Here is a 21,024-nt window from a genome sequence, read left to right on the forward strand (position 1 = left end):
TGCCGGGTCAGCCGAGCGAGATGCCGCGCGCGGCCATGAACGGGACCGCGTCGATCGCGGCGCCGTCGAGGTGCACCTCGTAGTGCAGGTGGCACCCGGTGGAGGCGCCCGTGCTGCCGACCGCGCCGATGAGCTGGCCCGCGGTCACGGTCTCGCCGGCCGCGACGAAGACGCCGCCGTCGGTCAGGTGCCCGTAACCGGTCTCGACGCCCGAGCCGTGGTCGATCTGGATCCAGTTGCCGAGGCTCCCGTTCGGCCCGGCGAAGTTGACGACGCCCGAGGTGGCGGCGTAGACCGCCGTGCCGCACGCGGCGGCGAGGTCGGTGCCGCGGTGGAAGTCGTTCACGCCCGGCAGCGGCTTGACCGGCCGAGGGCCGAAGTCGGAGGTGATGCGACCGACGACGGGGAGCGCCCAGCCCTGGTCGCTGAGCTGGCCCGCATCGGCGGGCAGGTTGAGCAGGAGCGAGACGCCGCTCGACGCCAGGCGGCTGTCGGATGCGGCGTCGGCCTGCAGGTCGGCGAGCTCCTGGCGCGCGTCGGCCAGCGCCTGCTCGGCGGCCTCGACCTCGGCCTCTGCGGCTTCGACCGGCACCTCGTCGACCGCGGCCCATGCGGCGTCGGCGCGCTCCTGCGCCGCCGCGGCCTCCTCGGTGCGCTTGTCGGCGATCGCGAGGAGCTTCTCGACGTCACCGGCGATCTGCTCGACCCGCGCCACGCCGCCGAGCCCGGCGAGCAGGTCCTTGCCGGCGCCGAACGCGGCTGGGATCGACGAGAGCGTCGCGCCGTCGCCCTGCGCGGCGGCGAAGTACACGCGGCCCGCGGCGTCGGCCTTGGCCTTGGCGTCGTCGGCGAGGCCCTGCATGCGCTCGGCGACGGCCTGCGCCTCGGCCCGCATCGATCGGGCGTCGGCGAGCGCCGCCTCAGCGGCGCGGAGCTGCGACGTGGCGAGCTGGATGCGCGCCTGCGCCCCGGCGAGCGCGGCCGACTGCAGGCTGTTCGTGCCGGCGGTCGACGCGGCGGCCCGAAGCGTCGACCTCGTCGTGGTCGTCGTGGTCGTCGTGGTCGGCGAGGTGGTCGGCGTCGCCGTCGAGCTCGGCGTCGGCTCGGGAGTCGGCGTCGGGATCGGCTCGGGAGTCGGCGTCGGGGTCGGCTCGGGCGTGGGCGTCGGGGTCGGCTCGGGCGTGGGCGTCGGCTCGGGCGTCGGAGTCGGGGTCGGCTCGGGCGCGGGGGTCGGCGCCGGTTCCTCGGTCGCCGGCTCCTCGGTCGTGGGAGCCGCCGGTTCCTCGGTCGCCGTCGAGTCGGTCGGCGCCGTCGGCTCGGTCGTGCTCGTCGTCGTGTCGGTCGTGGTCGTCGTGTCGGTGGTCCCGGTCGCCGGGAGCTCCTCCGCGTAGGAAGGCGCAGCACCCAGGACGCTCAGCAGCACGACGGCCGTGGCCGCGGCGAGCGTGACGCCACCCCGGCGAGCGCTCCGTGCATACCACGGGCGCTGTCGGCCGGGTTCTGAACAGGTCGGCGTCGGCGTCATCAGGTTCCGTTTCGGGTGTCGGCCCGGGGAGCCGATCCCGTCCAGTCTGTCATCGCCGCCCGAGGGAGACAACCGTTCTCCAGCGTCCGTACAGCCCACGTTCGGGGTACATGAGCAAGCCTCACGTCGCCGGGGATGGTGCCCGGCAGGCATCACACCAGTTCGCCGGCCTCCCGCGACGCCCGCGCGACGACCTCGCCCGAGGCCACGAGCCCCGTGATCGCCTCGATCTCGGGGGACAGGAACCGGTCGGGACCGGGCACGGCGCCGACGCCGGCCACGAGCTCCACGACCGCCCCGGTGGCGGCGCCCGGCCGCAGTGGAGCGCGCAGCGAGAGGCCGCGCGAGGCGGTCATGACCTCGATCGCGAGCACGCGCGCGAGGCCGTCGATCGCGCGGCGGAGCTTGCGGGCGGCGGCCCACCCCATCGACACGTGGTCCTCCTGCATCGCCGACGACGGGATCGAGTCGACCGACGCCGGCACCGCGAGGCGCTTGAGCTCCGACACGATCCCGGCGGCCGTGTATTGGGCGATCATCAGTCCCGAGTCCACGCCGACCTCGTCGGCGAGGAACGGCGGCAGCCCCTGGTTGCGAGCGCGGTCGAGGAACCGGTCGGTGCGCCGCTCGCTCATCGACGCGACATCCGCCACCGCGATCGCGAGGAAGTCGAGCACGTACGCGACCGGCGCGCCGTGGAAGTTGCCGTTCGACTCGACGCGGCCGTCGGGCGTGAGCACCGGGTTGTCGATCGCGCTGGCGAGCTCGGCGTCGGCAACGGATGCCGCGTGGGCGAGCGTGTCGCGCGCAGCGCCGTGCACCTGCGGGGCGCAGCGCAGCGAGTAGGCGTCCTGCACGCGCGTGCACTCGGGTCCCTTGTGGCTCGCCACGATGGGCGACCCGGCGAGCATGGCGCGGAGGTTCGACGCGGCGAGCGCCTGGCCGCGCTGCGGGCGCAGGGCGTGCAGGTCCTCGGCGAACACCGCGTCGGTGCCCATGAGGCCCTCGACGCTCATGGCCGCCGCGACGTCGGCGGTCGTGAGCAGGCGACGCAGGTCGTCGATCGCGAGCGCGAGCATGCCGAGCATGCCGTCGGTGCCGTTGATGAGGGCGAGGCCCTCCTTCTCGCCGAGGCGGAGGGGGGTGATGCCGGCGGCGGCGAGTGCCGTCGCGGCATCCGTCGGCTCGCCATCGGCCGTGCGCACGTCGCCCTCGCCCATGGCGACCAGCGCGCAGTGCGCGAGCGGCGCGAGGTCGCCCGAGCAGCCGAGCGAGCCGTACTCGCGCACGACGGGCGCGATGCCGGCGTTCAGGATCGCCGCGTAGGTCTCGGCGGTCTCGCGGCGCACGCCCGTGCGGCCGGTCATGAGCGTCGAGAGGCGCAGCAGCATGAGCGCGCGCACGACCTCGCGCTCCACCTCGGCGCCCGATCCCGCGGCGTGGGAGCGGACGAGGCTCGCCTGCAGCTGCGCGCGGCGGTCCTCGGCGATGAAGGTGGTCGCGAGCGCGCCGAAGCCGGTCGAGATGCCGTAGTGCGGCTCGGGGTCGGCGGCGAGGCTCTCGACGATCGCGCGGCTCGCGGCCACGCCCTCGAGGGCGGCCGGGTCGAGCTCGACGGATGCCCCGTGCCGGGCCACGGCGACGACGTCGTCGATCGTGAGGGGTCCGGTGCCGACGGTGACGGATGCCGCGATGCGGGCGGGTGCGGGCGCGATGGTGCTCATGCCTCCGATTCCACACCGCACCCGCGCGCGCGGGAACGCCGAGGAGTACGCTGGCGTCCGGGATCCCGGACGAGGAGGTCGCATGGAGCCCGGCTCGAAGGTGCCCGCCGCCGACCAGACGCTCGCGATCCTCGCCCACCTGGCCGCGCAGCGCGGGCCCGTGCCCGCCGCGACCATCGCGCAGGCGCTCGAGATCCCGCGCTCGACCGTCTACCACCTGCTCGCGGTCATGCAGGAGCGCGGCTTCGTCGTGCACCTGCCCGAGGAGCGCCGGTACGGGCTCGGCATCGCCGCGTTCGAGCTGTCGAGCGGGTTCAGCCGGCAGCAGCCGCTCTCCCGGCTCGGACGGCCGCTCGTCGCGACCCTCGTCGACCGCCTCGGCGAGTCGGGGCACCTCGCGGTGCTGCACGGACGCGACGTGCTCTACCTCGTCGAGGAGCGCGCGCCACGGCGTCCCTCGCTCGTCACCGACGTGGGCGTGCGCCTGCCCGCGCACCTCACGGCCACCGGGCGGGCCATGCTCGCCGAGCTGCCGCCGGCGCAGCTGCGCGCGCTGTATCCCGACCGGGCGGCGTTCGCCGAGCGGCATCCCGAGGGCGAGGCGGATGCCGCGGAGTGGAGCTACGGGCGCCTGAAGCGCGTGCTCGCCGACGTGCGCGCCCGCGGCTGGGCCGCCGAGGACGGCGAGGTCACGAGCGGACTCGCCTCGGCGGGAGCGGCGGTCGTCGACCACCTCGGCTGGCCTGCCGCGGCGATCGCGGTGACGTTCCCCGACGACGCCGCGACCGGGCTGCGCGAGCGCGCCGTGGAGGGCGTGCGCGAGGCGGCGGCGACGCTCTCACGGCGGATCGGCGGCATCCGCTGATCGGAACCGGTCAGGCCTTCGGTGCGAGCCAGCGCCGCAGCATCCGCGTGACGAGGGGCAGCACCCAGTACGTCATGATCGGCGTCAGCACGAGCGTCGTGCCGAGCGCCCTGAACCAGATCGGCAGCTCGCCCCATCCGGGCACGGGCGCCACGAGGTAGGCGAACAGCAGGTTCACCGGGAAGAACCCGAGCCAGATCGTGACCGCCTGCTTCCAGCGCGGCGGCGCAGGCGGCAGGTCGGATGCGTCGGCGCCGTGCCCCGCGGCATCCGCCACCGGCACCGAGCCCGTGGCCGGCTCGTCGAACCAGCCCTCGATGCCGGTGCGCCGCCGGCTGCGCTCGGAGTGGACGAAGCCCTCGCCCATCGACAGCCACCAGCTGCGCTCGGGCGACCGCTCCCACGCGTCGAGCGTCTCCTCGTTCGCGAAGCGGTAGAGCATGTGCCACACGGTCGACGTCTCGCCCGCGCGCACCCAGCCCGAGCCGAGGAAGCCCGGATATCCGTTCGCGAGGTTGACGCCGGTCTGCACCCAGGCGGTGGCCTCGGAGATCCGGGCCGGGTCCACCTCGCGCCGGATCGACACGGTGATCGGTTCGCTGGCCATGCATCCATCCCACCCCATCGCGGTTTCGGAGTGGTAACGGGCGGCCCTACCCGACCAGTCGGCGCGCTCCGACGAGCACGCGTCGGGAGCCGACGAGCGCGAGGGCGAGCAGCGCGAGCGCGACGACCGCGGGCAGCGGGGCGAAGCCCGCGACGAGCAGGGTCGCGACGGCGCCGACGGCGGCCACGGTGTCGACGACGGTCGCGACGACGGATGCCGCACCGCCGGCCCCGCCGCGACGGCGACCGCGCTCGAACCGTGCGAACACGAGCACGACAGGCACGACGGCGGCGGCCCCTGCGGCGAGCCAGAGCGGACGCGTCGCCCACCACTCCACGCTCAGCGGATCGGGCAGCGGCGTGCCGAACGTCGCGTGCGCCGCGAGGGAGAGGCCTGCGAGGGCGACGAGCACGGGCATGTGCCAGAGGTACACCGTCATGGCCCGCTCGCCGACCGCGGAGATCGGGCCCGAGGCATCCGCGCGGTCGACCCACGCACGGATGCGCGGCCGTGCGAGCTGGAACAGCGCGAGCTGCGCGACGCCGAGCACCACGAGGGTCACGTTCGGCGGGTTGAGGTTCTCGTACATGTCGACCGGGTACGGGCCGGCCACGGTCAGCACGGCGAGGACGCCGAGCGCGGCGCCGGCGGTGCCCCACAGCGCGCGGGGGCGGAACCGGTCGAGCCCGCCGTCGGCGAGGTGGAAGCCGAGCTGCTGCACGAGCAGCCACACGAGCACCAGGTTGAGCAGGCCGATGGCGTCGACGCCCGTCGAGAGGCGCACGACGTCGACGGCGACGACCGCGGCGAGCAGCACGACGGGGGTGAGCAGCCGCGCCCGCTCGTGCGCGCGCACCATGACGGGCACGAGCGCCGAGGTCACGAGGTAGACGCCGAGGAACCACAGCGGCTGGCCGATGCGGAACCCCGCCGTGGCGACGAGGTCCTCGGTCAGGCCGGCGAGCCGGAGCACGACCAGGCCGCTCGCGACGACGGCCACCACGGCGATCGCCGGGCGCACGAGCCGCCCGATGCGCGAGCGGACGTACTCCGACGCCGACGCCCCCTTCGCGCGCATCGACCGCCAGTGGTGGAAGCTCGAGAAGCCGCCGGCGATGAAGAAGAGCGGCATGATCTGCACGACCCAGCTGACGGGGCCGAACCAGGCCTGCCCCTCGAGGGCGTTCTGCAGCACCGGTCCGTCGGGACCCATGCTGACGCCGAACATCATGGCGTGCAGGCCGAAGACGACGACGAGCAGGGCGATGCGGATCGCGTCGACGCTCGTGTCGCGGGCGACTCCGGTGCGCCCGGCGGCGGGCGCGCCGCCGTGGTGGGATGCCGCTGCGGGCGTGCCCGCCGGGCGGCTGAGCGTGTCGGTCATCACCGTGCTCCATCCGGGCGGACCATCCGCCCACGATCAGAGACGGTAGGGATGCGGCACCCCCGGCCACATCACACGGGGGTGCCGTTCCGACCCCTACCCCGGTACCGCCCGGGGGCCCGGCGGATGGGCCGACGGTACGAGGAGGGGAGGGGCGGCCGCCGTTACGCGCCGGGCTGCACGAGCCCGGTGTCGTACGCGAGCACGACGGCGTGCACGCGGTCGCGCAGGCCGAGCTTCTGCAGGATCTTCGACACGTGCGTCTTGACGGTCTGCTCGGCGATGAAGAGCGTCGACGCGATCTCGGCGTTCGACATGCCCCGGCCCACGAGCGTGAGCACCTCGCGCTCGCGCTCGGTGAGACCCGCCAGCCGGGTCTCCGACGTGCGCGGCGGCGGTGCCGACCGGGCGAAGTCCTCGATGAGGCGCCGGGTCACGCTCGGCGCGAGCAGCGCATCGCCGGCGGCGACGACGCGAACGGCGGCCACGAGCTCCTCGGGCGTCGCGTCCTTCAGGAGGAACCCGCTCGCGCCCGCCCGCAGCGCCTCGTAGACGTACTCGTCGATGTCGAACGTCGTGAGCATGAGCACGCGCGGCACGTGGTCGGAGCCGCGCGCGGGCGCCTGCAGGTCGCGGGTCGCCTCGATGCCGTTGCGATGCGGCATCCGCACGTCCATCACCACGACGTCGGGCCGCAGCTCGCGCGCGAGCGCGACCGCTTCGACGCCGTCGGCGGCCTGCCCCACCACGTCGATGCCGGGCTGCGCGGCGAGCACCGCCGCGAACCCGGCACGCACCATCGCCTGGTCGTCGGCGACGAGCACCGTGATCGTCACGTGGTTCCTCCGTCCGACCCGAGCGGGAGGGTCGCAAGCACACGGTATCCCCCGCCCGGCCGCTCGCCGTACTCCGCTCGGCCGCCGAGCAGCGCCGCGCGCTCGCCGATGCCCACGAGGCCGTGTCCGCCGCCGCGCGCGTCGGGACCCGGGGCATCCGTGGCCGGCTCGTTCTCGACCCCGACCACGAGGTCGCCCGCGAGCACCTCGACGGTGACGTGCGTGACGGCGCCCGGGGCGTGGCGCACCACGTTCGAGAGCGCCTCCTGCACGATGCGGTACGCCGTGGTCGCGGTGAGCCCCGAGGCGGGCAGCGCGTCGCCGAGTTCGAGGGTGACGGGCACGCCCGCGCGTTCGACGGAGCCCACGAGGGCGGGCAGGTCGTCGAGGCCGGGCTGCGGCGCCGTGTCGGCGGCGGCGTCCTCGTTGCGCAGCACGCCGAGCAGCTGGCGCATCTCGGTCATGGCGGTGCGAGCGGATGCCGCGATCTCACCGAACTCGGCCGTCGCCTCGTCGCTCAGCCCCGCCAGGCGGTAGGGCGCGCTCGTGGCCTGCACGTGGATGATCGACAGCCCGTGTGCGACGACGTCGTGCAGCTCGCGCGCGATGCGATTGCGCTCCTCGACGAGCACGCGGCGTTCCTGCTCGGAGGCGGTGGCCGCCCGCTCGCGGAACAGCTCCACGCCGATGGTGCGGCGCTGTGCCACGAGCACGGCCACCGCCAGCGCCGACAGCGTGATGGCCGCGGCCGTCACGACGTTGGCCGCGGCGCCCGCGTCGACGAACGCGAACGGCGCGGTCACGACGACCCCGGCGACCCACGCGGCGAAGCCGAGCCACCACGGCAGCATGAGGCCGAGCACGATGAGCAGGGCGGCCTGCGACAGGATCGACGTGACGGGCCAGGGCCAGGGCGCGGCATCCGACGACGCGGAGAGGAGCGCGAACGCGAGCAGGCCGACGGTCGAGAGCGCGGCGCCGAGCCACGGCAGGCGCACGGCGAGCGGGACGGCGCCCGCGAGCGCGAGGCTCGTGGCGAACGCGGCGAGGAGGTGCACGCCGTATGCGGTTGCGGCGATCGGCACCGAGACCGTCACGAGCACGACCGCGAGCAGCGAGGTCGCGAGCCAGGTCCACGCGCGGAAGCGGCGGTCGCCGGAGGGTGGTGCCTGCATTCGGAGGTCCATGGTGGCAGCAGCCTGTCACGCGGGCGGCGGCGCGGCATCCCTCCGCGGAGCGATCCTGCGGCCGTACGCCGGTAGGGTCCGCGTGCCGATCCGGGTGCGCGGTCGTCAGCGCTCGGTCGAGGGCGTGACGATGCCGTCGACGGCGGTGTCGGGCTTCATCGCGGCTGAGGCGAGCCGGTCGGCGTTCCGTCGCTCGCGATTCTTCCGGATCATGCGGTCGTCGCGGAGCGGGAGCTGCAGCCGCTCCTCGGCGTCGATGCCGTTGCGCAGCTGCCGGGCGCGCTCGACCTCGGTGTCGAGCACGGCGCCGAAGAGCAGGGCGAGGTTCGAGAGCCACACCCAGAGCAGGAACGCGACGGCGAACCCGAGCACGCCGTAGGTGCGCTCGTAGGTGCGCACGCCCAGCACGTACGCCGTGAAGAGCGCCGTCGTCGCGAGCCACGTGAGCAGCGCTCCGCCGGCCCCGACGCTCATCCAGCGGATGTTGCGCCGCTTCACGTTCGGCGTCGACCAGTACAGCAGGGCGATGATGACGGCGACGAGGAATGCCACGACGGGGAGCTTCAGGAAGTCCCACCAGATCACGAGGCCCTCGTCGACGCCGAGCGAGCGCGCCAGCGCATCGGCGACCGGACCGCTCACGACCATGAGCACCGCCACGATCGAGCCGAGCAGGACGATCCCGACGGCGACGCCGATGAACATGGGCCGCGACTTCCAGAACGGGCGTCCCTCGTCGATGCCGAGGATGCGGTTCATGCCGCGCCCGAACGTGCCCAGGTAGCCCGACACCGTCCACAGGGTGAGCACGAGCCCGGTCGCGAACGCGAGCGCGGCGTGCGACGCGTCGAGCAACTGCTCGATCGGATCGTCGACCGCCGTCGCGACCTCGTCGCCGGCGAGGTCGCCGATCACGTCGAGTGCGGTGCGCGCCACCGACTCCGCGCTGCCGAAGATGCCGATGAGCGCGAAGGCGCCGAGCAGGGCGGGGAAGACCGAGAGCACCGCGTGGTAGGTCAGGGCCGCCGCGAGGTCCCAGCTCTGGCTGATGCGGAACTCGTGCAGCGTGCGACGGAAGATCGTCTGCCAGTCGTCGCGCGTCAGCTCGACGGGGGAGTCGGCACGGGAACTCATCTCGCCTCCTCGGGCTGGACGGATGACGCTCGTGCCGAGCCTATGTCCGCGGATGCCGCGGTCGGCAGGGGTTGCGCGACCGCGCTCGCCCGGTCAGCCGAGGTGGGCGTGCAGGAAGGCGGCGACGCGCGGCCGGAGTGCGTCGTCGAGGATGCCGATCGAGTGCGCATCGCCCGGCACGACGACCAGCTGCGCTGGCACGCCCGCGGCGCCGAGCGTTGCGATGAAGCGCTGCGACTGCCCGAGCGGCACGACCTCCTGCTCGGCGTGCCCGATGAAGAACGGCGGGTCGCTCGGGTCGACCCGACTCGTCGGCGAGGCATCCGCCGACTGCGGGCATGCGTCGAGGCCGGCGCCCGGGTCGCAGCCGAGGTACTCGCCGACGATGCCCTCGAGCCACGGCGAGGCGCCGTCGGCGGCGAGCTCGGCCGCGCTCAGGCCGACGGGACCCGACAGCTCGGCGACGGCGGCCACGCGCGACCCCTCGTCGAGCGGGCCTTCGCCCGTGGTGCCGAGGAGCGCGGCGAGGTTGCCGCCGGCCGACCCGCCGAACGCGCCGATGCGCGCGGGGTCGATGCCGAAGCGCTCGACCTGCTCGGGCGAGCGCAGCCACTCCACCGCGAGCGCCACGTCGTCGATCGCGGCCGGGAACCGCGCGTCGGGCACGAGCCGGAAGTTGACGGATGCCGCGACGAAGCCCTCGCTCGCGAGCCACAGGCACACGTTGCGCCAGTCGGCGTTCGCCTTGTCGCCGCGCGCCCAGCTGCCGCCGTGGATCGACACGACCGCCGGACGCTGCTGCTCGAGCGCGTCGGCGGCGGGCAGGCAGACGTCGAGTGTGAGGAGCGTGCCGTCCTCGCGCGTGCCGTACTCGAGGTCGGCCTCGACGTCGAGGCCTGCGGGCGGGGTGAACCTGCGGATGCCGATGATCTCCGCGCTCGCGACCTCGCTGGCCGCGTCGGGACCCGTGGGGTCGATCTCGCGCAGCTGCGTGTGGAAGCCGGAGAGCGCGACCACGCCGGTGATCGCCGCGATGGCGGCGAGCGCGGCTGCGACGATCCGCCTGGCGCGGATGCCGGAGCCGCCTGTGATTCGGGTCGAGGTCACACCGGGCTCCGGGTTCAGGGGTGGAGTGATGCTAACCCACGATCCGGCGATCGCAAACGCGTGATCCCCGCCCGGATCCGCGGCCTGCTCGGGGCTTTCCCAGCCGCGATCCGGTATCGTTGCCGAGTCGGTTCTGGACACCGCGCCACGGTGCGGATGGGTTTGTGAGTCCTGAGGGCCGGATTCGAGGGCGGCTTGTCCTCGGAAGTCACCGTATGTGAACGGCCCCGGTCGACGATGTTCCGGGTTCTCAGCCATGCCGAGCGCACTCCTGCGCCCGGCCGGCTGCCATGTACTCAGTACAACCCAGGAAGCAAGATCGTGCCCAAGAACAAGAAGCCCGCCGGCGGACGACCCGCCAAGAACTTCGATCCCTCGTACGCGAAGGGCGGCCGCAAGGGCGGCCCTGCCGCGCGCAACGGCTCGTCGACGCAGAAGCCCGGATCGCGCAGCGCCGGCCACCGCGGCTACCGCCCCGAGGAGGAGGCCCCCCGCAAGGAGCGCTGGTCCCGCGAGGAGCGCGTCGCCACCGGCCGCACGCCGCACCGCGCCGTGCGCGATGGTCGCCCCGTTCGCGACGAGCGGCCCGCGCGGGACGAGCGCGCGCCGCGCACGCACTACCGGGAGGACCGCCCGACTCGTTCGCACGACCGCGATGACCGCGCGCCGCGTCGGTTCGAGCGCGACGAGCGTCCTGCACGTTCGTACGACCGGGACGAGCGTGCGCCGCGCCGGTTCGACCGGGATGAGCGTGCGCCGCGTCGGTTCGACCGTGACGACCGTGCGCCCCGTCGCAACGACCGCGACGAGCGGGCCCCGCGTCGCTTCGACCGTGACGACCGCCCCACGCGTTCGTACGACCGCGACGACCGCCCCACGCGTCGCTTCGACCGTGACGACCGACCCGCTCGCTCCTACGACCGCGACGACCGTGCGCCGCGCCGCTTCGACCGCGACGACCGCGCCCCGCGTCGCTTCGACCGTGACGAGCGCCCGGCTCGCCGCGAGTTCGACCGGCCCGGCTTCCGCGACTCCGAGCGTCGCGCATCGAGCTTCTACCCCTCCCGCGAGGCGGAGGCCCGCTTCACGCCGCAGGACGACGTCGTGCTCGAGCGCCTCGAGGCCGAGGCGATCCAGGCCGACGCCGTCGAGGGTGTGACCTTCGCCGACCTCGGGCTCGGCGGCAATGTCGTGCGCGCGCTCGCCGAGCTCGGCGCCGAGTCGCCGTTCCCGATCCAGGCGGCGACGATCCCGGTCGTGCTCGAGGGCCGTGACGTGCTCGGCCGCGGCCGCACGGGCTCGGGCAAGACCATCGCCTTCGGCGCGCCCACGGTGGAGCGCCTCATGCAGCTGTGGGCGGCCTCCGGCAAGTCGGGTGGCAAGCGGCAGATGGGCCGCAGCCCGCGCGCCCTCATCCTCGCCCCGACGCGCGAGCTCGCCCTGCAGATCGACCGCACGGTGCAGCCGATCGCGCAGAGCGTCGGCCTGTTCACCACGCAGGTCTACGGCGGCGTCCCGCAGGGCCGCCAGGTCGGCGCGCTCCAGCGCGGCGTCGACATCGTGATCGGCACGCCCGGTCGCATCGAGGACCTCGTGGAGCAGGGCCGCCTCGACCTCAGCCAGGTCGTCGTCACCGTGCTCGACGAGGCCGACCACATGTGCGACCTCGGCTTCCTCGAGCCGGTGCAGCGCATCATCCGGCGCACCTCCGAAGGCGGCCAGAAGCTGTTGTTCTCCGCGACGCTCGACACCGGCGTCGCCGCCCTCGTCGAGGAGTTCCTCGTCGACCCGGCGGTGCATGAAGTGGCCGGCGAGGACCAGGCGTCCTCGACGATCGACCACCGCGTGTTCGTCATCGACAACCGCGACAAGCGGGACATCGTGGCCCAGCTCGCCCAGCGCGACGGCAAGACCCTCGTCTTCTCGCGCACCCGCGCGTTCGCCGAGGACCTCACCGACCACCTGGAGGACTACGGCATCCGCGCGGTGGCACTGCACGGCGACCTCAACCAGTCGCGCCGCACGCGCAACCTGCAGCAGCTCACGAGCGGCCGGGTCGACGTCCTGGTGGCCACGGATGTCGCGGCACGCGGCATCCACGTCGACGACATCGACCTCGTGATCCAGGCCGACGCGCCCGACGAGTACAAGACCTACCTGCACCGCGCCGGCCGCACCGGCCGCGCCGGCAAGGAAGGACGCGTCGTCACGCTCATCCCGCGCAACCGCCAGCGTCGCATGGCCGACCTCCTCGGCCGCGCCGAGATCGACGTCGATTTCGAGGACGTGCAGCTCGGCGACGAACTGCTCACCGACCTCGACGCCGTCGAGGTCGCGCCGGTGGAGACCGAGCTCGAGCCCCAGGAGGTCGTCTCCTAGGAGACCCGCGCCGACCGGCTCGAACAGGCCCGCGACCCGCCAGGTCGCGGGCCTTCTCGCGTGTCGCACGCGGGGCTACCATGAGCGCACGCGCGATGCCGTGCACGACTGGGCGTGGGCGAGGGCGCGAGGTGTGGAGGGCATCGACATGAGCGACGACCAGAACGCGCAAGCCGGATCGCCGGACTCGCCGACGCCGGGCGCGTCGCCGGGCGCACCGACGGCGGGGGCGTCGCCATCGCCCGGCGGTTCACCGACGGTGAGCCGCGCGATGCTGCTCTGGGTCGGCGCCGCGGTGGTCGTCCTCTCGTTCGTCGCGGCATTCCTCGGGTCGTGGCTCGCGCGATCGGCCGATGCGGACCAGGCCGCCGCCACCCCGACGCCCACCGCCGAGGAGGTCGACGAGGCCGCGTACGAGGAGGCGATCGAGGAGATCCTGCCCGCCGGCTCGGCCGTTCGCGCCGGCACCGGAGTACCCGAAGCAGGCAAGGGCTACGAGGGGGACGTCTACATCGACATCTCGAACTCCGACGTCTACCTGTTCCAGGACGGCGAGTGGACGCTCGTCGGGAACATCCGCCAGAACGCCGCCGAGAACCTGACCGGCGCGCAGGGCCCGCAGGGCGAACAGGGAGCCCAGGGCGAGCAGGGCGCCCAGGGAGAACAGGGCGAGTCCGGTACGCCCGGTACGCAGGTGAGCCTTGGCCTCGGCGTGCCCGATCCCGAGACGTGCACGACCGACGGCGACATCTACATCGACACCGAGACCGTGCAGTTCTACTCCTGCATCTCGGGCGACTGGATCCTGTTCGGGCCGCCCACTACGCCGACGCCGGCGCCCGAACCCACGGTGGAGCCGACGGAGCCGCCCGCCGAGGGCTGATCCGACCCCCGGCTCGCCGGTCGGCGCCCGCCGAGTGGCGCCCTGCCCGAGCCTGGGGCATAATTACTGACTGAACGGTCGGTTGCCAATTCCGAGCTCGAGCTGCCGCTCGGCCGGGAGGACCCGTCGGCGAATACGCTGGGCGGGCGAGCGTTCCCGGACGATGCAGTCAGGAGTGAGCATGGCGGAGGCCTTCCTCGTCGGCGGGGTGCGCACCCCCGTCGGACGCTACGGCGGTGCGCTCGCGAGCGTACGGCCCGACGACCTCGCCGCACTCGTCGTCGGCGAGCTCGTGCGTCGCACCGACCTCGACCGCGCCGGCGAGCTCGGCGCGATCGACGAGGTCATCCTCGGCGCGGCCAACCAGGCCGGCGAGGACAACCGCAACGTCGGGCGCATGTCGGTGCTGCTCGCCGGACTGCCCGACGAGGTGCCCGGTATCACGGTCAACCGGCTCTGCGCGTCGGGCATGTCGGCCATCACCATGGCTTCCCAGGCGATCCGCGCGGGCGACGCCGACCTCATCATCGCGGGCGGCGTCGAGTCGATGACCCGCGCGCCGTGGGTGCAGGCCAAGCCCGACCGACCGTGGGCGAAGCCGGGCGCCGCGTATGACACCTCGATCGGCTGGCGCTTCCCGAACCCGCAGCTGCTCGCCCGCGAGAAGGCGACGTACGCGATGCCCGAGACCGCCGAGGAGGTCGCCCGCGTCGACGGCATCACGCGCGAGGACGCCGACGCGTTCGCCCTGCGTTCCCAGCAGCGCGCCGCCGCGGCGATCGCCGCCGGCCGCTTCGAGCCCGAGATCGTCGGCGTGCAGACCCACAGGGGCGAGGTGCTCGTCGACGAGGGCCCGCGCCCCGAGACGACCCTCGAGGTCCTCGCCGGGCTGCGTCCCGTGGTGCACGGCGGCTCGGTCGTGACGGCGGGCAACTCGAGCGCGCTCAACGACGGTGCGTCCGCGATCCTCGTCGCGAGCGGCGAGGCGGTCGAGCGCTACGGCCTCACGCCGCGCGCCCGCGTCGTCGTCGGCACGAGCGCCGGGCTCGCGCCCGAGATCATGGGCCTCGGGCCCGTGCCCGCGACCGAGAAGGCGCTCGAGCGATCGGGCATCGACCTCGACGACATCGGCTCGGTGGAGCTCAACGAGGCGTTCGCGACGCAGTCCATCGCGTGCATGCGCCGGCTCGGCCTCGACGAGGCGCGCGTGAACGCCGACGGCGGCGCGATCGCCCTGGGGCATCCGCTCGGCTCGTCGGGCTCTCGGCTCGTCGTGACGCTGCTCGGTCGCATGGAGCGCGAGGGCTCGCGCTACGGCCTCGCGACGATGTGCGTGGGCGTCGGCCAGGGCACCGCGCTCATCGTGGAGCGCGTGTGATGGCCGAGGTTCCCCCGCTGTCGGATGCCGCGGGCGGGCCGCTGCGCGTCGAGCGGTTCGACGACCGCGTGGTCGCCACGCTCAACCGGCCCGAGAAGCGGAACGCGATCGACCAGGCCACGATCGACGCGCTGCACCTGCTGTGCGCCGAGCTCGAGGCGATCCCGCGGATCCTTATCCTCACGGGCGCCGGCGGCGTGTTCGCGTCGGGCGCCGACATCGGCGAGCTGCGGGAGCGCCGGGCCGACGACGCGCGGCGGGGCATCAACGCGAACGCGTTCGTGCGCGTGCACGAGCTGCCCATGCCCGTCATCGCCGCCCTCGACGGCTATGCGCTCGGCGGCGGCGCCGAGCTCGCGTACGCGGCCGACATCCGCATCGCGACGCCGCGCCTGCGGATCGGCAACCCCGAGACGGGGCTCGGCATCATCGCCGCGGCCGGCGCGAGCTGGCGCCTGAAGGAGATCGTCGGCGAGGCGCGGGCGATCGAGCTGCTGCTCACGGGGCGGGCGATCGGCGCCGACGAGGCGCGCGACCTCGGCCTCGTGACCGAGCTGCACCCGGTCGACGAGCTCCTGCCCGCGGCGCACGCGATCGCCGACCGGATCGCCGCGAACGACCGGGCCGCGACGATCGCCACGAAGCGCGTGTTCCGTGCGCCGCGCGCGGACCACCCCGCCGTCGACCTCGAGGCGCAGGCCGAGCTGTTCGAGAGCCCGGAGAAGTTCCGGCGCATGACCGAGTTCCTCGAGCGCCGGTCGAAGGACCGCAGGCACTCCGAATCCAAGCCGACCGAGAGGACCCAGCGATGAGCGAGACCTCGACCGGAGCCCCGTCCGACGTCGGCGTGCTCGGCGGCGGGCGCATGGGCGCGGGCATCGCGCACGCGTTCCTGCTGGCGGGTTCGCGCGTGACGGTCGTCGAGCGCGACGCGGCTGCCGCGGGCGCGGCGTCGGCGCGCGTGCTCGAGTCCGTCGCGGCATCCGTGGCCCGCGGCACCGCCGACGACGACGAGGCGGCGATCGCCGCGCGATTCGCCACGAGCACCGACGTCGCGGACTTCGCCCGCGCGGGCCTCGTGATCGAGGCGGTGCCCGAGGACCTCGAGCTGAAGATCGACGCGCTGACCCGTGTCGAGGGGGTGCTGCCGCCCGAGGCCGCACTCGCGTCGAACACCTCGTCGATCTCGATCGACCAGCTCGCCGCGCTGCTCGACCGGCCCGACCGGTTCCTCGGCATGCACTTCTTCAACCCCGTGCCCGCGTCGTCGCTCGTCGAGATCGTGCGCGGCGATGCCACCGAGGGCACGCTCGTGGCCGAGGCGCGCGAGTGGGTGCACGCCATCGGCAAGACACCCATCGTCGTCGCGGACGCCCCGGGCTTCGCGTCGTCGCGGCTGGGGGTCGCGCTCGGACTCGAGGCGATCCGCATGCTCGAGGACGGCGTGGCCAGCGCCGAGGACATCGACGCGGCCATGACGCTCGGGTACAAGCATCCGGTGGGTCCGCTGCGGCTCACCGACATCGTCGGCCTCGACGTGCGGCTCGGCATCGCCGAGTACCTCTCGTCGACGCTCGGCGAGCGATTCGCGCCGCCCGCGCTGCTGCGCCGCATGGTGGCCGAGGGCAAGCTCGGCCGCAAGACGGGCGAGGGCTTCTACCTGTGGGATGCGCCGTGACGCGCGTCGCCGCCATGCTCACCGCGCCGCTGCGCCAGTTCGCGCGGCTCCGCACCAGTCGTAATGGCGCAGCGCGCGCCGAAGTGGCGCACCGCGCGCCGGGAGGAATGCAATGACCGAGACGATGACCGAGATCCTGCCGAGCTACGTCCAGGGCCAGTGGTGGACTCCGGATGCCGCGGCCGCCGCATCGGCGACCGAGGTGCGCGACGCGTCGACGGGCGACGTGATCGCCCGCGTGTCGACCGAGGGGCTCGACCTCGCGGGCGCGCTCGAGTACGCCCGCACCGTCGGCCAGGCGAGCCTCGGCGAGCTGACCTTCCACCAGCGGGCGGTGCTGCTCAAGCAGTTCGCGCTCGCGCTCACCGAGCGCAAGGCCGAGCTGTACGAGCTGTCGAGCCGAACCGGTGCGACGAAGCAGGACTCCTGGGTCGACATCGACGGCGGCATCGGGGTGCTCTTCACGTACTCGGGCAAGGGCCGCCGCGAGATGCCGAACAGCAAGGTCTACATCGACGGGAACGTCGAGAACCTGTCGAAGGACGGCTCATTCCTCGGACGGCATATCTACACCCGGCTCCCCGGCGTGGCCGTGCAGATCAACGCGTTCAACTTCCCGGTGTGGGGCTCGCTCGAGAAGTTCGCCCCGGCATTCCTCGCCGGCGTCCCGACGATCGTGAAGCCCGCGACCCCGACGGGCTACCTCGCCGAGGCGATGGTCCGGATCCTCGTCGAATCGGGCCTGCTGCCCGAGGGCTCGCTCCAGCTCGTGTCGGGCAGCGTGCCCGACCTCTTCGACCACCTCCGCCTCGGCGACCTCGTCGCGTTCACGGGGTCGGCGTCGACCGCAGAGCGGCTGCGCGCCCACGACTCCGTGCAGACGGGCGGCGTGCGGTTCACGAGCGAGACCGACTCGATCAACGCCTCGATCCTCGGCACCGACGCGGTGTCGGGCACGCCCGAGTTCGACGCGTACGTGAAGCAGCTCGTCGTCGAGATGACCACGAAGGCGGGCCAGAAGTGCACCGCCATCCGCCGCGCGATCGTGCCCGAGGCATCCGTCGACGCGGTCATCGACGCCGTGCGCGCCCGCATCGCCGAGCGCGTGGTCGTCGGCGACCCACGCGCCGAGGGCGTCACGATGGGCCCGCTCGCGTCGATCGCGCAGCGCGACGAGGTGCTCCGCCAGGTCGGCAGGCTCGAAGAGGCGGGCGGCGAGCTCGTCATCGGGTCGACGGATGCCCCGAGCGTCATGCACGCCGACGGCAGCACCGGCGCGGCATCCGACGGCGCCTTCGTCGCGCCCATGCTGCTGCGGTTCGCGGATGCCGCGAGCCCCGCGCTGCACGAGGTCGAGGCGTTCGGACCGGTCGCGTCGATCGTCGGCTACGGCTCGCTCGACGAGGCATCCGGGCTCGTGGCCCGCGGCGGCGGATCGCTCGTGACGAGCGTCGCGACGCACGACCCGTCGGTCGCCGTCGCGCTCGCGTCGGGCATCGCCGCGTACAACGGTCGCGTGCTCTTCCTCGACCGCGACGACGCGCGCAGCTCGACGGGCCACGGCTCGCCGCTGCCGAACCTCGTGCACGGCGGACCGGGTCGCGCCGGCGGCGGCGAGGAGCTCGGCGGCATCCGCGCCGTGCTGCACCACATGCAGCGCACGGCCGTGCAGGGCTCGCCCGAGATGCTCACCGCGCTCACCGGCGTGTGGCACCAGGGCGCGGCGTCGCAGCCGGGCGGCGTGCACCCGTTCCGCAAGTCGCTCGCGGAGTTGCGCATCGGCGACCAGGTCGTCTCGGCGTCGCGAACGGTGACGCTCGAGGACATCGAGACGTTCGCGGAGTTCACGGGCGACACGTTCTACGCGCACATGGACGAGGAGGCCGCCGCGGCGAACCCGTTCTTCCCCGGCCGCGTCGCGCACGGGTACCTGCTCGTGTCGTGGGCCGCCGGACTGTTCGTCGACGCCGCGCCCGGCCCGGTGCTCGCGAACTACGGGCTCGAGAACCTGCGGTTCATCACGCCGGTGTCGCCCGGCGACTCGATCCGCGTCGAGCTCACGGCGAAGCAGATCTCGCCGCGGGAGACCGACGAGTACGGCGAGGTGCGCTGGGACGCGGTGCTGAAGAACCAGGACGACGAGATCGTCGCGACCTACGACGTGCTCACGCTCGTCGCGAAGGAGCAGGCGCCGCAGCCGGCGTAGCGAACGCAGGCCAAGGGACGCGCGTCAGCCGCGCAATGCGAGCACGAACGGGAGCACCGCAGTCGCGCCCCGCTGCCGAAGCGTGCGCGCGGCGACGGTCAGCGTCCAGCGGCTGTCGGCCTGGTCGTCGACGAGCAGGATGCCACCGTCGGGCACGTCGATCGCGTCGGCGGTGAACCGGTCCCAGACTCCGGCGAGCCGGAACGCGCTGTTGCCGCCGGGCCGACCAGCGGGGCCGCCGTTCGCGGGCGCGAGCGCACCGAGGTACGGCATGCGCCCGACCTCGGCGATGCCGCGGGCGAGCGAGTCGACGAACTGCGGCCGGGACCGCGAGGGGATCGAGGCGACGGCGACGGGCCGCTCGGCCCAGCCCCAGTCGGCGAGCACCCGAACGCACGCTGCCAGCACTTGCGGCGGAACCGGTGCGTCGGGCGTGCCGGGCGCGAGCAGCTCGCGCATGGCCCCGCCCCATCCGAGGTCGGTCAGCCGGGTGAGCGCACGGCCCTCGTCGGCCTGCTCGCCGGCCGGGATGCGCCCCTTCACCGGGACGCCCAGCCGGTCGGCGCCCGTCGGCCAGGCGCGACGCGGGTCGACGGGCACGCCCACCCGGTCGAGCGCGCCGGCGGCCGCCTCGGCGGCCCCGTCGGCCAGGCCGCCCGGGTACCAGGCGCCGGCGCAGGTGTCGCACCGGCCGCAGGGCATCGCCGTCTCGTCGTCGAGCGAGCGCTGCAGGAACGCCATGCGGCATCCGTCGGTCTGCTCGTACTCGATCATGTGCCGCTGCTCCGCCTCGCGCTCCTGGGCGATGCGCGCGTAGCGCTCGGCGTCGTAGCTCCATGGCTGGCCGGTCGCGACCCAGCCGCCCTGCACGCGTCGCACGGCGCCGTCGACGTCGAGCACCTTGAGCAGCAGCTCGAGCGGCGTGCGGCGGATGTCGACCCGCGCCTCGAGCGCCGGCGTCGACAGCGGGACGTCGGACAGCTCGTCGATCACGCGGCGGGCGCGCTCCTCGTCGGGCATCGACGCGGTCGCGAAGTAGTGCCAGATCGCCGGATCCTCGTTGCCGGGGAGCAGGAGCACGTCGGCGCGTTCGGTGGCTCGGCCGGCTCGCCCGACCTGCTGGTAGTACGCGACGGGCGACGACGGCGCCCCGAGGTGCACAACAAAGCCGAGGTCGGGCTTGTCGAATCCCATGCCGAGCGCGCTCGTGGCGATGAGGGCCTTCACCTCGTTGCGCTTGAGCAGGGCCTCGGACTCCTCGCGCTCGTCGGGATCGGTCTGGCCCGTGTACGTCCGCACGTCGTGCCCGCGCTCGCGCAGGAGGCGCGCCGTGTCGTTCGCCGCCGACACGGTCAGCGTGTAGATGATGCCCGAGCCGGGGAGGTCGTCGAGGTGGCTCAGCAGCCAGGCGAGGCGGGTCGTGGAGTCGGGCAGTCGCAGGACGCCGAGGCGCAGCGACGAGCGGGCCAGCGGGCCGCGGATCGTGAGCACCTCGCTCCCGCCGAGCTGCTCCGCGACGTCCGCCACCACCCGGCTGTTCGCCGTCGCCGTCGTCGCGAGGACCGGCACGTCGGCCGGGATGCGGGCGATGAGGTCGCGGAGCCGCCGGTAGTCGGGCCGGAAGTCGTGACCCCAGTCGCTGATGCAGTGCGCCTCGTCGACGACGAGGAGGCCGATGCGTCGCACGAGCGCGGGCAGCTGCTCCTCTCGGAACGAGGGGTTGTTGAGCCGCTCGGGCGAGACCAGCAGCACGTCGACCTCGTCGGCGTCGAGCCGGCGCAGCACGTCGTCCCACTCGTGGGGGTTCGTCGAGTTGATCGCCACGGCCCGCACGCCCGCTCGCTCGGCCGCGGCGATCTGGTCGCGCATGAGGGCGAGCAGCGGCGAGACGAGCACGGTCGGGCCGCCGCCCCTGCGGCGCAGCAGCGCGGTGGCCACGAAGTAGACCGCCGACTTGCCCCACCCGGTGCGCTGCACCACGAGGGCGCGCCGTCGCCCGTCGACGAGCGCCTCGATCGCCTCGAACTGCCCGTCGTGGAACTCCGCGTCGGGCCGGCCCACGAGCTCGCGGAGCGCGGCGAGGGCGTCGGCGCGCGTGGCATCGGTCGCGACGAGGGGGCTCATGCGTCCA

Annotated in this window: 17 protein-coding genes; 8 read left to right on the top strand and 9 right to left on the bottom strand. The window is 73.8% G+C overall.

Features of this window, described 5'->3' with window-relative positions; all coding sequences use genetic code 11:
• Nucleotides 1-7 precede the first annotated feature (7 nt).
• Entirely contained in the window at nucleotides 8-895 is an 888-nt protein-coding gene (locus ACWEOH_RS10360) for a M23 family metallopeptidase (RefSeq protein WP_452030629.1), read from the bottom strand.
• Nucleotides 896-941: 46 nt separating this feature from the next.
• Here ACWEOH_RS10360 and ACWEOH_RS10365 point away from each other — a divergent pair, with 46 nt between their 5' ends.
• Nucleotides 942-1,391: a hypothetical protein gene (locus ACWEOH_RS10365; RefSeq protein WP_452030631.1), complete on the top strand. Its 450-nt coding sequence runs from the start codon at nucleotides 942-944 to the stop codon at nucleotides 1,389-1,391.
• A gap of 286 nt (nucleotides 1,392-1,677) precedes the next feature.
• Here ACWEOH_RS10365 and hutH read toward each other — a convergent pair whose 3' ends face one another.
• Nucleotides 1,678-3,249: a histidine ammonia-lyase gene (gene hutH / locus ACWEOH_RS10370; RefSeq protein ID WP_452030633.1), complete on the bottom strand. Its 1,572-nt coding sequence runs from the start codon at nucleotides 3,247-3,249 to the stop codon at nucleotides 1,678-1,680.
• An 82-nt stretch (nucleotides 3,250-3,331) separates the two neighbouring features.
• On the opposite strand from hutH, the gene ACWEOH_RS10375 reads away from it, so the two are divergent.
• The gene (locus ACWEOH_RS10375; RefSeq protein WP_148733381.1) at nucleotides 3,332-4,114 is read left to right on the top strand and encodes an IclR family transcriptional regulator; all 783 of its coding nucleotides are present in this window, start codon (nucleotides 3,332-3,334) and stop codon (nucleotides 4,112-4,114) included.
• A gap of 10 nt (nucleotides 4,115-4,124) precedes the next feature.
• Here ACWEOH_RS10375 and ACWEOH_RS10380 read toward each other — a convergent pair whose 3' ends face one another.
• From ACWEOH_RS10380 to ACWEOH_RS10405, 6 genes are all read right to left on the bottom strand, one after another.
• Complete coding sequence (locus ACWEOH_RS10380; RefSeq protein WP_452030635.1) at nucleotides 4,125-4,721, bottom strand: antibiotic biosynthesis monooxygenase; 597 nt, start codon at nucleotides 4,719-4,721, stop codon at nucleotides 4,125-4,127.
• Nucleotides 4,722-4,767: 46 nt separating this feature from the next.
• Nucleotides 4,768-6,105 (bottom strand): acyltransferase family protein, encoded by a 1,338-nt coding sequence (locus ACWEOH_RS10385; protein ID WP_452030637.1) that lies wholly within the window; start codon nucleotides 6,103-6,105, stop codon nucleotides 4,768-4,770.
• A gap of 164 nt (nucleotides 6,106-6,269) precedes the next feature.
• Complete coding sequence (locus ACWEOH_RS10390) at nucleotides 6,270-6,941, bottom strand: response regulator (protein WP_452030639.1); 672 nt, start codon at nucleotides 6,939-6,941, stop codon at nucleotides 6,270-6,272.
• Entirely contained in the window at nucleotides 6,938-8,116 is a 1,179-nt protein-coding gene (locus ACWEOH_RS10395) for a sensor histidine kinase (protein WP_452030641.1), read from the bottom strand. The genes ACWEOH_RS10390 and ACWEOH_RS10395 overlap by 4 nt, the downstream gene beginning before the upstream one ends.
• 117 nt (nucleotides 8,117-8,233) lie before the next feature.
• Complete coding sequence (locus tag ACWEOH_RS10400) at nucleotides 8,234-9,262, bottom strand: YihY/virulence factor BrkB family protein (RefSeq protein WP_452030643.1); 1,029 nt, start codon at nucleotides 9,260-9,262, stop codon at nucleotides 8,234-8,236.
• A gap of 93 nt (nucleotides 9,263-9,355) precedes the next feature.
• Nucleotides 9,356-10,369, bottom strand: coding sequence for an alpha/beta hydrolase fold domain-containing protein (locus tag ACWEOH_RS10405; protein ID WP_452030645.1), 1,014 nt, complete (start codon nucleotides 10,367-10,369; stop codon nucleotides 9,356-9,358).
• Nucleotides 10,370-10,690: 321 nt separating this feature from the next.
• On the opposite strand from ACWEOH_RS10405, the gene ACWEOH_RS10410 reads away from it, so the two are divergent.
• The 6 genes from ACWEOH_RS10410 (at nucleotide 10,691) to paaZ (ending at nucleotide 18,893) form a co-directional block, all read left to right on the top strand.
• Nucleotides 10,691-12,748, top strand: coding sequence for a DEAD/DEAH box helicase (locus ACWEOH_RS10410; protein ID WP_452030647.1), 2,058 nt, complete (start codon nucleotides 10,691-10,693; stop codon nucleotides 12,746-12,748).
• 148 nt (nucleotides 12,749-12,896) lie between these two features.
• Nucleotides 12,897-13,631, top strand: a complete 735-nt coding sequence (locus ACWEOH_RS10415; protein WP_452030649.1) for a hypothetical protein — start codon at nucleotides 12,897-12,899, stop codon at nucleotides 13,629-13,631.
• A 181-nt stretch (nucleotides 13,632-13,812) separates the two neighbouring features.
• Nucleotides 13,813-15,009 carry an acetyl-CoA C-acyltransferase gene (locus ACWEOH_RS10420; RefSeq protein WP_452030651.1) on the top strand — a complete coding sequence of 399 codons (1,197 nt, stop codon included), beginning with the start codon at nucleotides 13,813-13,815 and terminating at the stop codon, nucleotides 15,007-15,009.
• A complete protein-coding gene (locus ACWEOH_RS10425) occupies nucleotides 15,009-15,821 on the top strand; it encodes an enoyl-CoA hydratase/isomerase family protein (RefSeq protein ID WP_452030653.1) in 813 nt (270 codons plus the stop codon). The genes ACWEOH_RS10420 and ACWEOH_RS10425 overlap by 1 nt, the downstream gene beginning before the upstream one ends.
• The gene (locus ACWEOH_RS10430; RefSeq protein WP_452030654.1) at nucleotides 15,818-16,687 is read left to right on the top strand and encodes a 3-hydroxyacyl-CoA dehydrogenase family protein; all 870 of its coding nucleotides are present in this window, start codon (nucleotides 15,818-15,820) and stop codon (nucleotides 16,685-16,687) included. Before ACWEOH_RS10425 ends, ACWEOH_RS10430 begins: the two co-directional genes overlap by 4 nt.
• 112 nt (nucleotides 16,688-16,799) lie before the next feature.
• Entirely contained in the window at nucleotides 16,800-18,893 is a 2,094-nt protein-coding gene (gene paaZ / locus ACWEOH_RS10435) for a phenylacetic acid degradation bifunctional protein PaaZ (RefSeq protein WP_452030656.1), read from the top strand.
• Between the two features lie 24 nt (nucleotides 18,894-18,917).
• Here the strand turns inward: paaZ and ACWEOH_RS10440 are convergent, their stop codons facing one another.
• Nucleotides 18,918-21,017: a RecQ family ATP-dependent DNA helicase gene (locus tag ACWEOH_RS10440; RefSeq protein WP_452030658.1), complete on the bottom strand. Its 2,100-nt coding sequence runs from the start codon at nucleotides 21,015-21,017 to the stop codon at nucleotides 18,918-18,920.
• Nucleotides 21,018-21,024: the final 7 nt, after the last annotated feature.

The organism is Agromyces sp. NPDC004153, assembly GCF_053603635.1.

Coding starts and splice junctions, on each gene's coding strand:
- ACWEOH_RS10360 (WP_452030629.1), bottom strand. CDS start 895: ATGCGGGCCGAGGCGCAGGCCGTCGCCGAGCGCATGCAGGGCCTCGCC.
- hutH (WP_452030633.1), bottom strand. CDS start 3,249: ATGAGCACCATCGCGCCCGCACCCGCCCGCATCGCGGCATCCGTCACC.
- ACWEOH_RS10375 (WP_148733381.1), top strand. CDS start 3,332: ATGGAGCCCGGCTCGAAGGTGCCCGCCGCCGACCAGACGCTCGCGATC.
- ACWEOH_RS10380 (WP_452030635.1), bottom strand. CDS start 4,721: ATGGCCAGCGAACCGATCACCGTGTCGATCCGGCGCGAGGTGGACCCG.
- ACWEOH_RS10385 (WP_452030637.1), bottom strand. CDS start 6,105: ATGACCGACACGCTCAGCCGCCCGGCGGGCACGCCCGCAGCGGCATCC.
- ACWEOH_RS10395 (WP_452030641.1), bottom strand. CDS start 8,116: ATGCAGGCACCACCCTCCGGCGACCGCCGCTTCCGCGCGTGGACCTGG.
- ACWEOH_RS10400 (WP_452030643.1), bottom strand. CDS start 9,262: ATGAGTTCCCGTGCCGACTCCCCCGTCGAGCTGACGCGCGACGACTGG.
- ACWEOH_RS10415 (WP_452030649.1), top strand. CDS start 12,897: ATGAGCGACGACCAGAACGCGCAAGCCGGATCGCCGGACTCGCCGACG.
- ACWEOH_RS10420 (WP_452030651.1), top strand. CDS start 13,813: ATGGCGGAGGCCTTCCTCGTCGGCGGGGTGCGCACCCCCGTCGGACGC.
- ACWEOH_RS10425 (WP_452030653.1), top strand. CDS start 15,009: ATGGCCGAGGTTCCCCCGCTGTCGGATGCCGCGGGCGGGCCGCTGCGC.
- ACWEOH_RS10430 (WP_452030654.1), top strand. CDS start 15,818: ATGAGCGAGACCTCGACCGGAGCCCCGTCCGACGTCGGCGTGCTCGGC.
- paaZ (WP_452030656.1), top strand. CDS start 16,800: ATGACCGAGACGATGACCGAGATCCTGCCGAGCTACGTCCAGGGCCAG.
- ACWEOH_RS10440 (WP_452030658.1), bottom strand. CDS start 21,017: ATGAGCCCCCTCGTCGCGACCGATGCCACGCGCGCCGACGCCCTCGCC.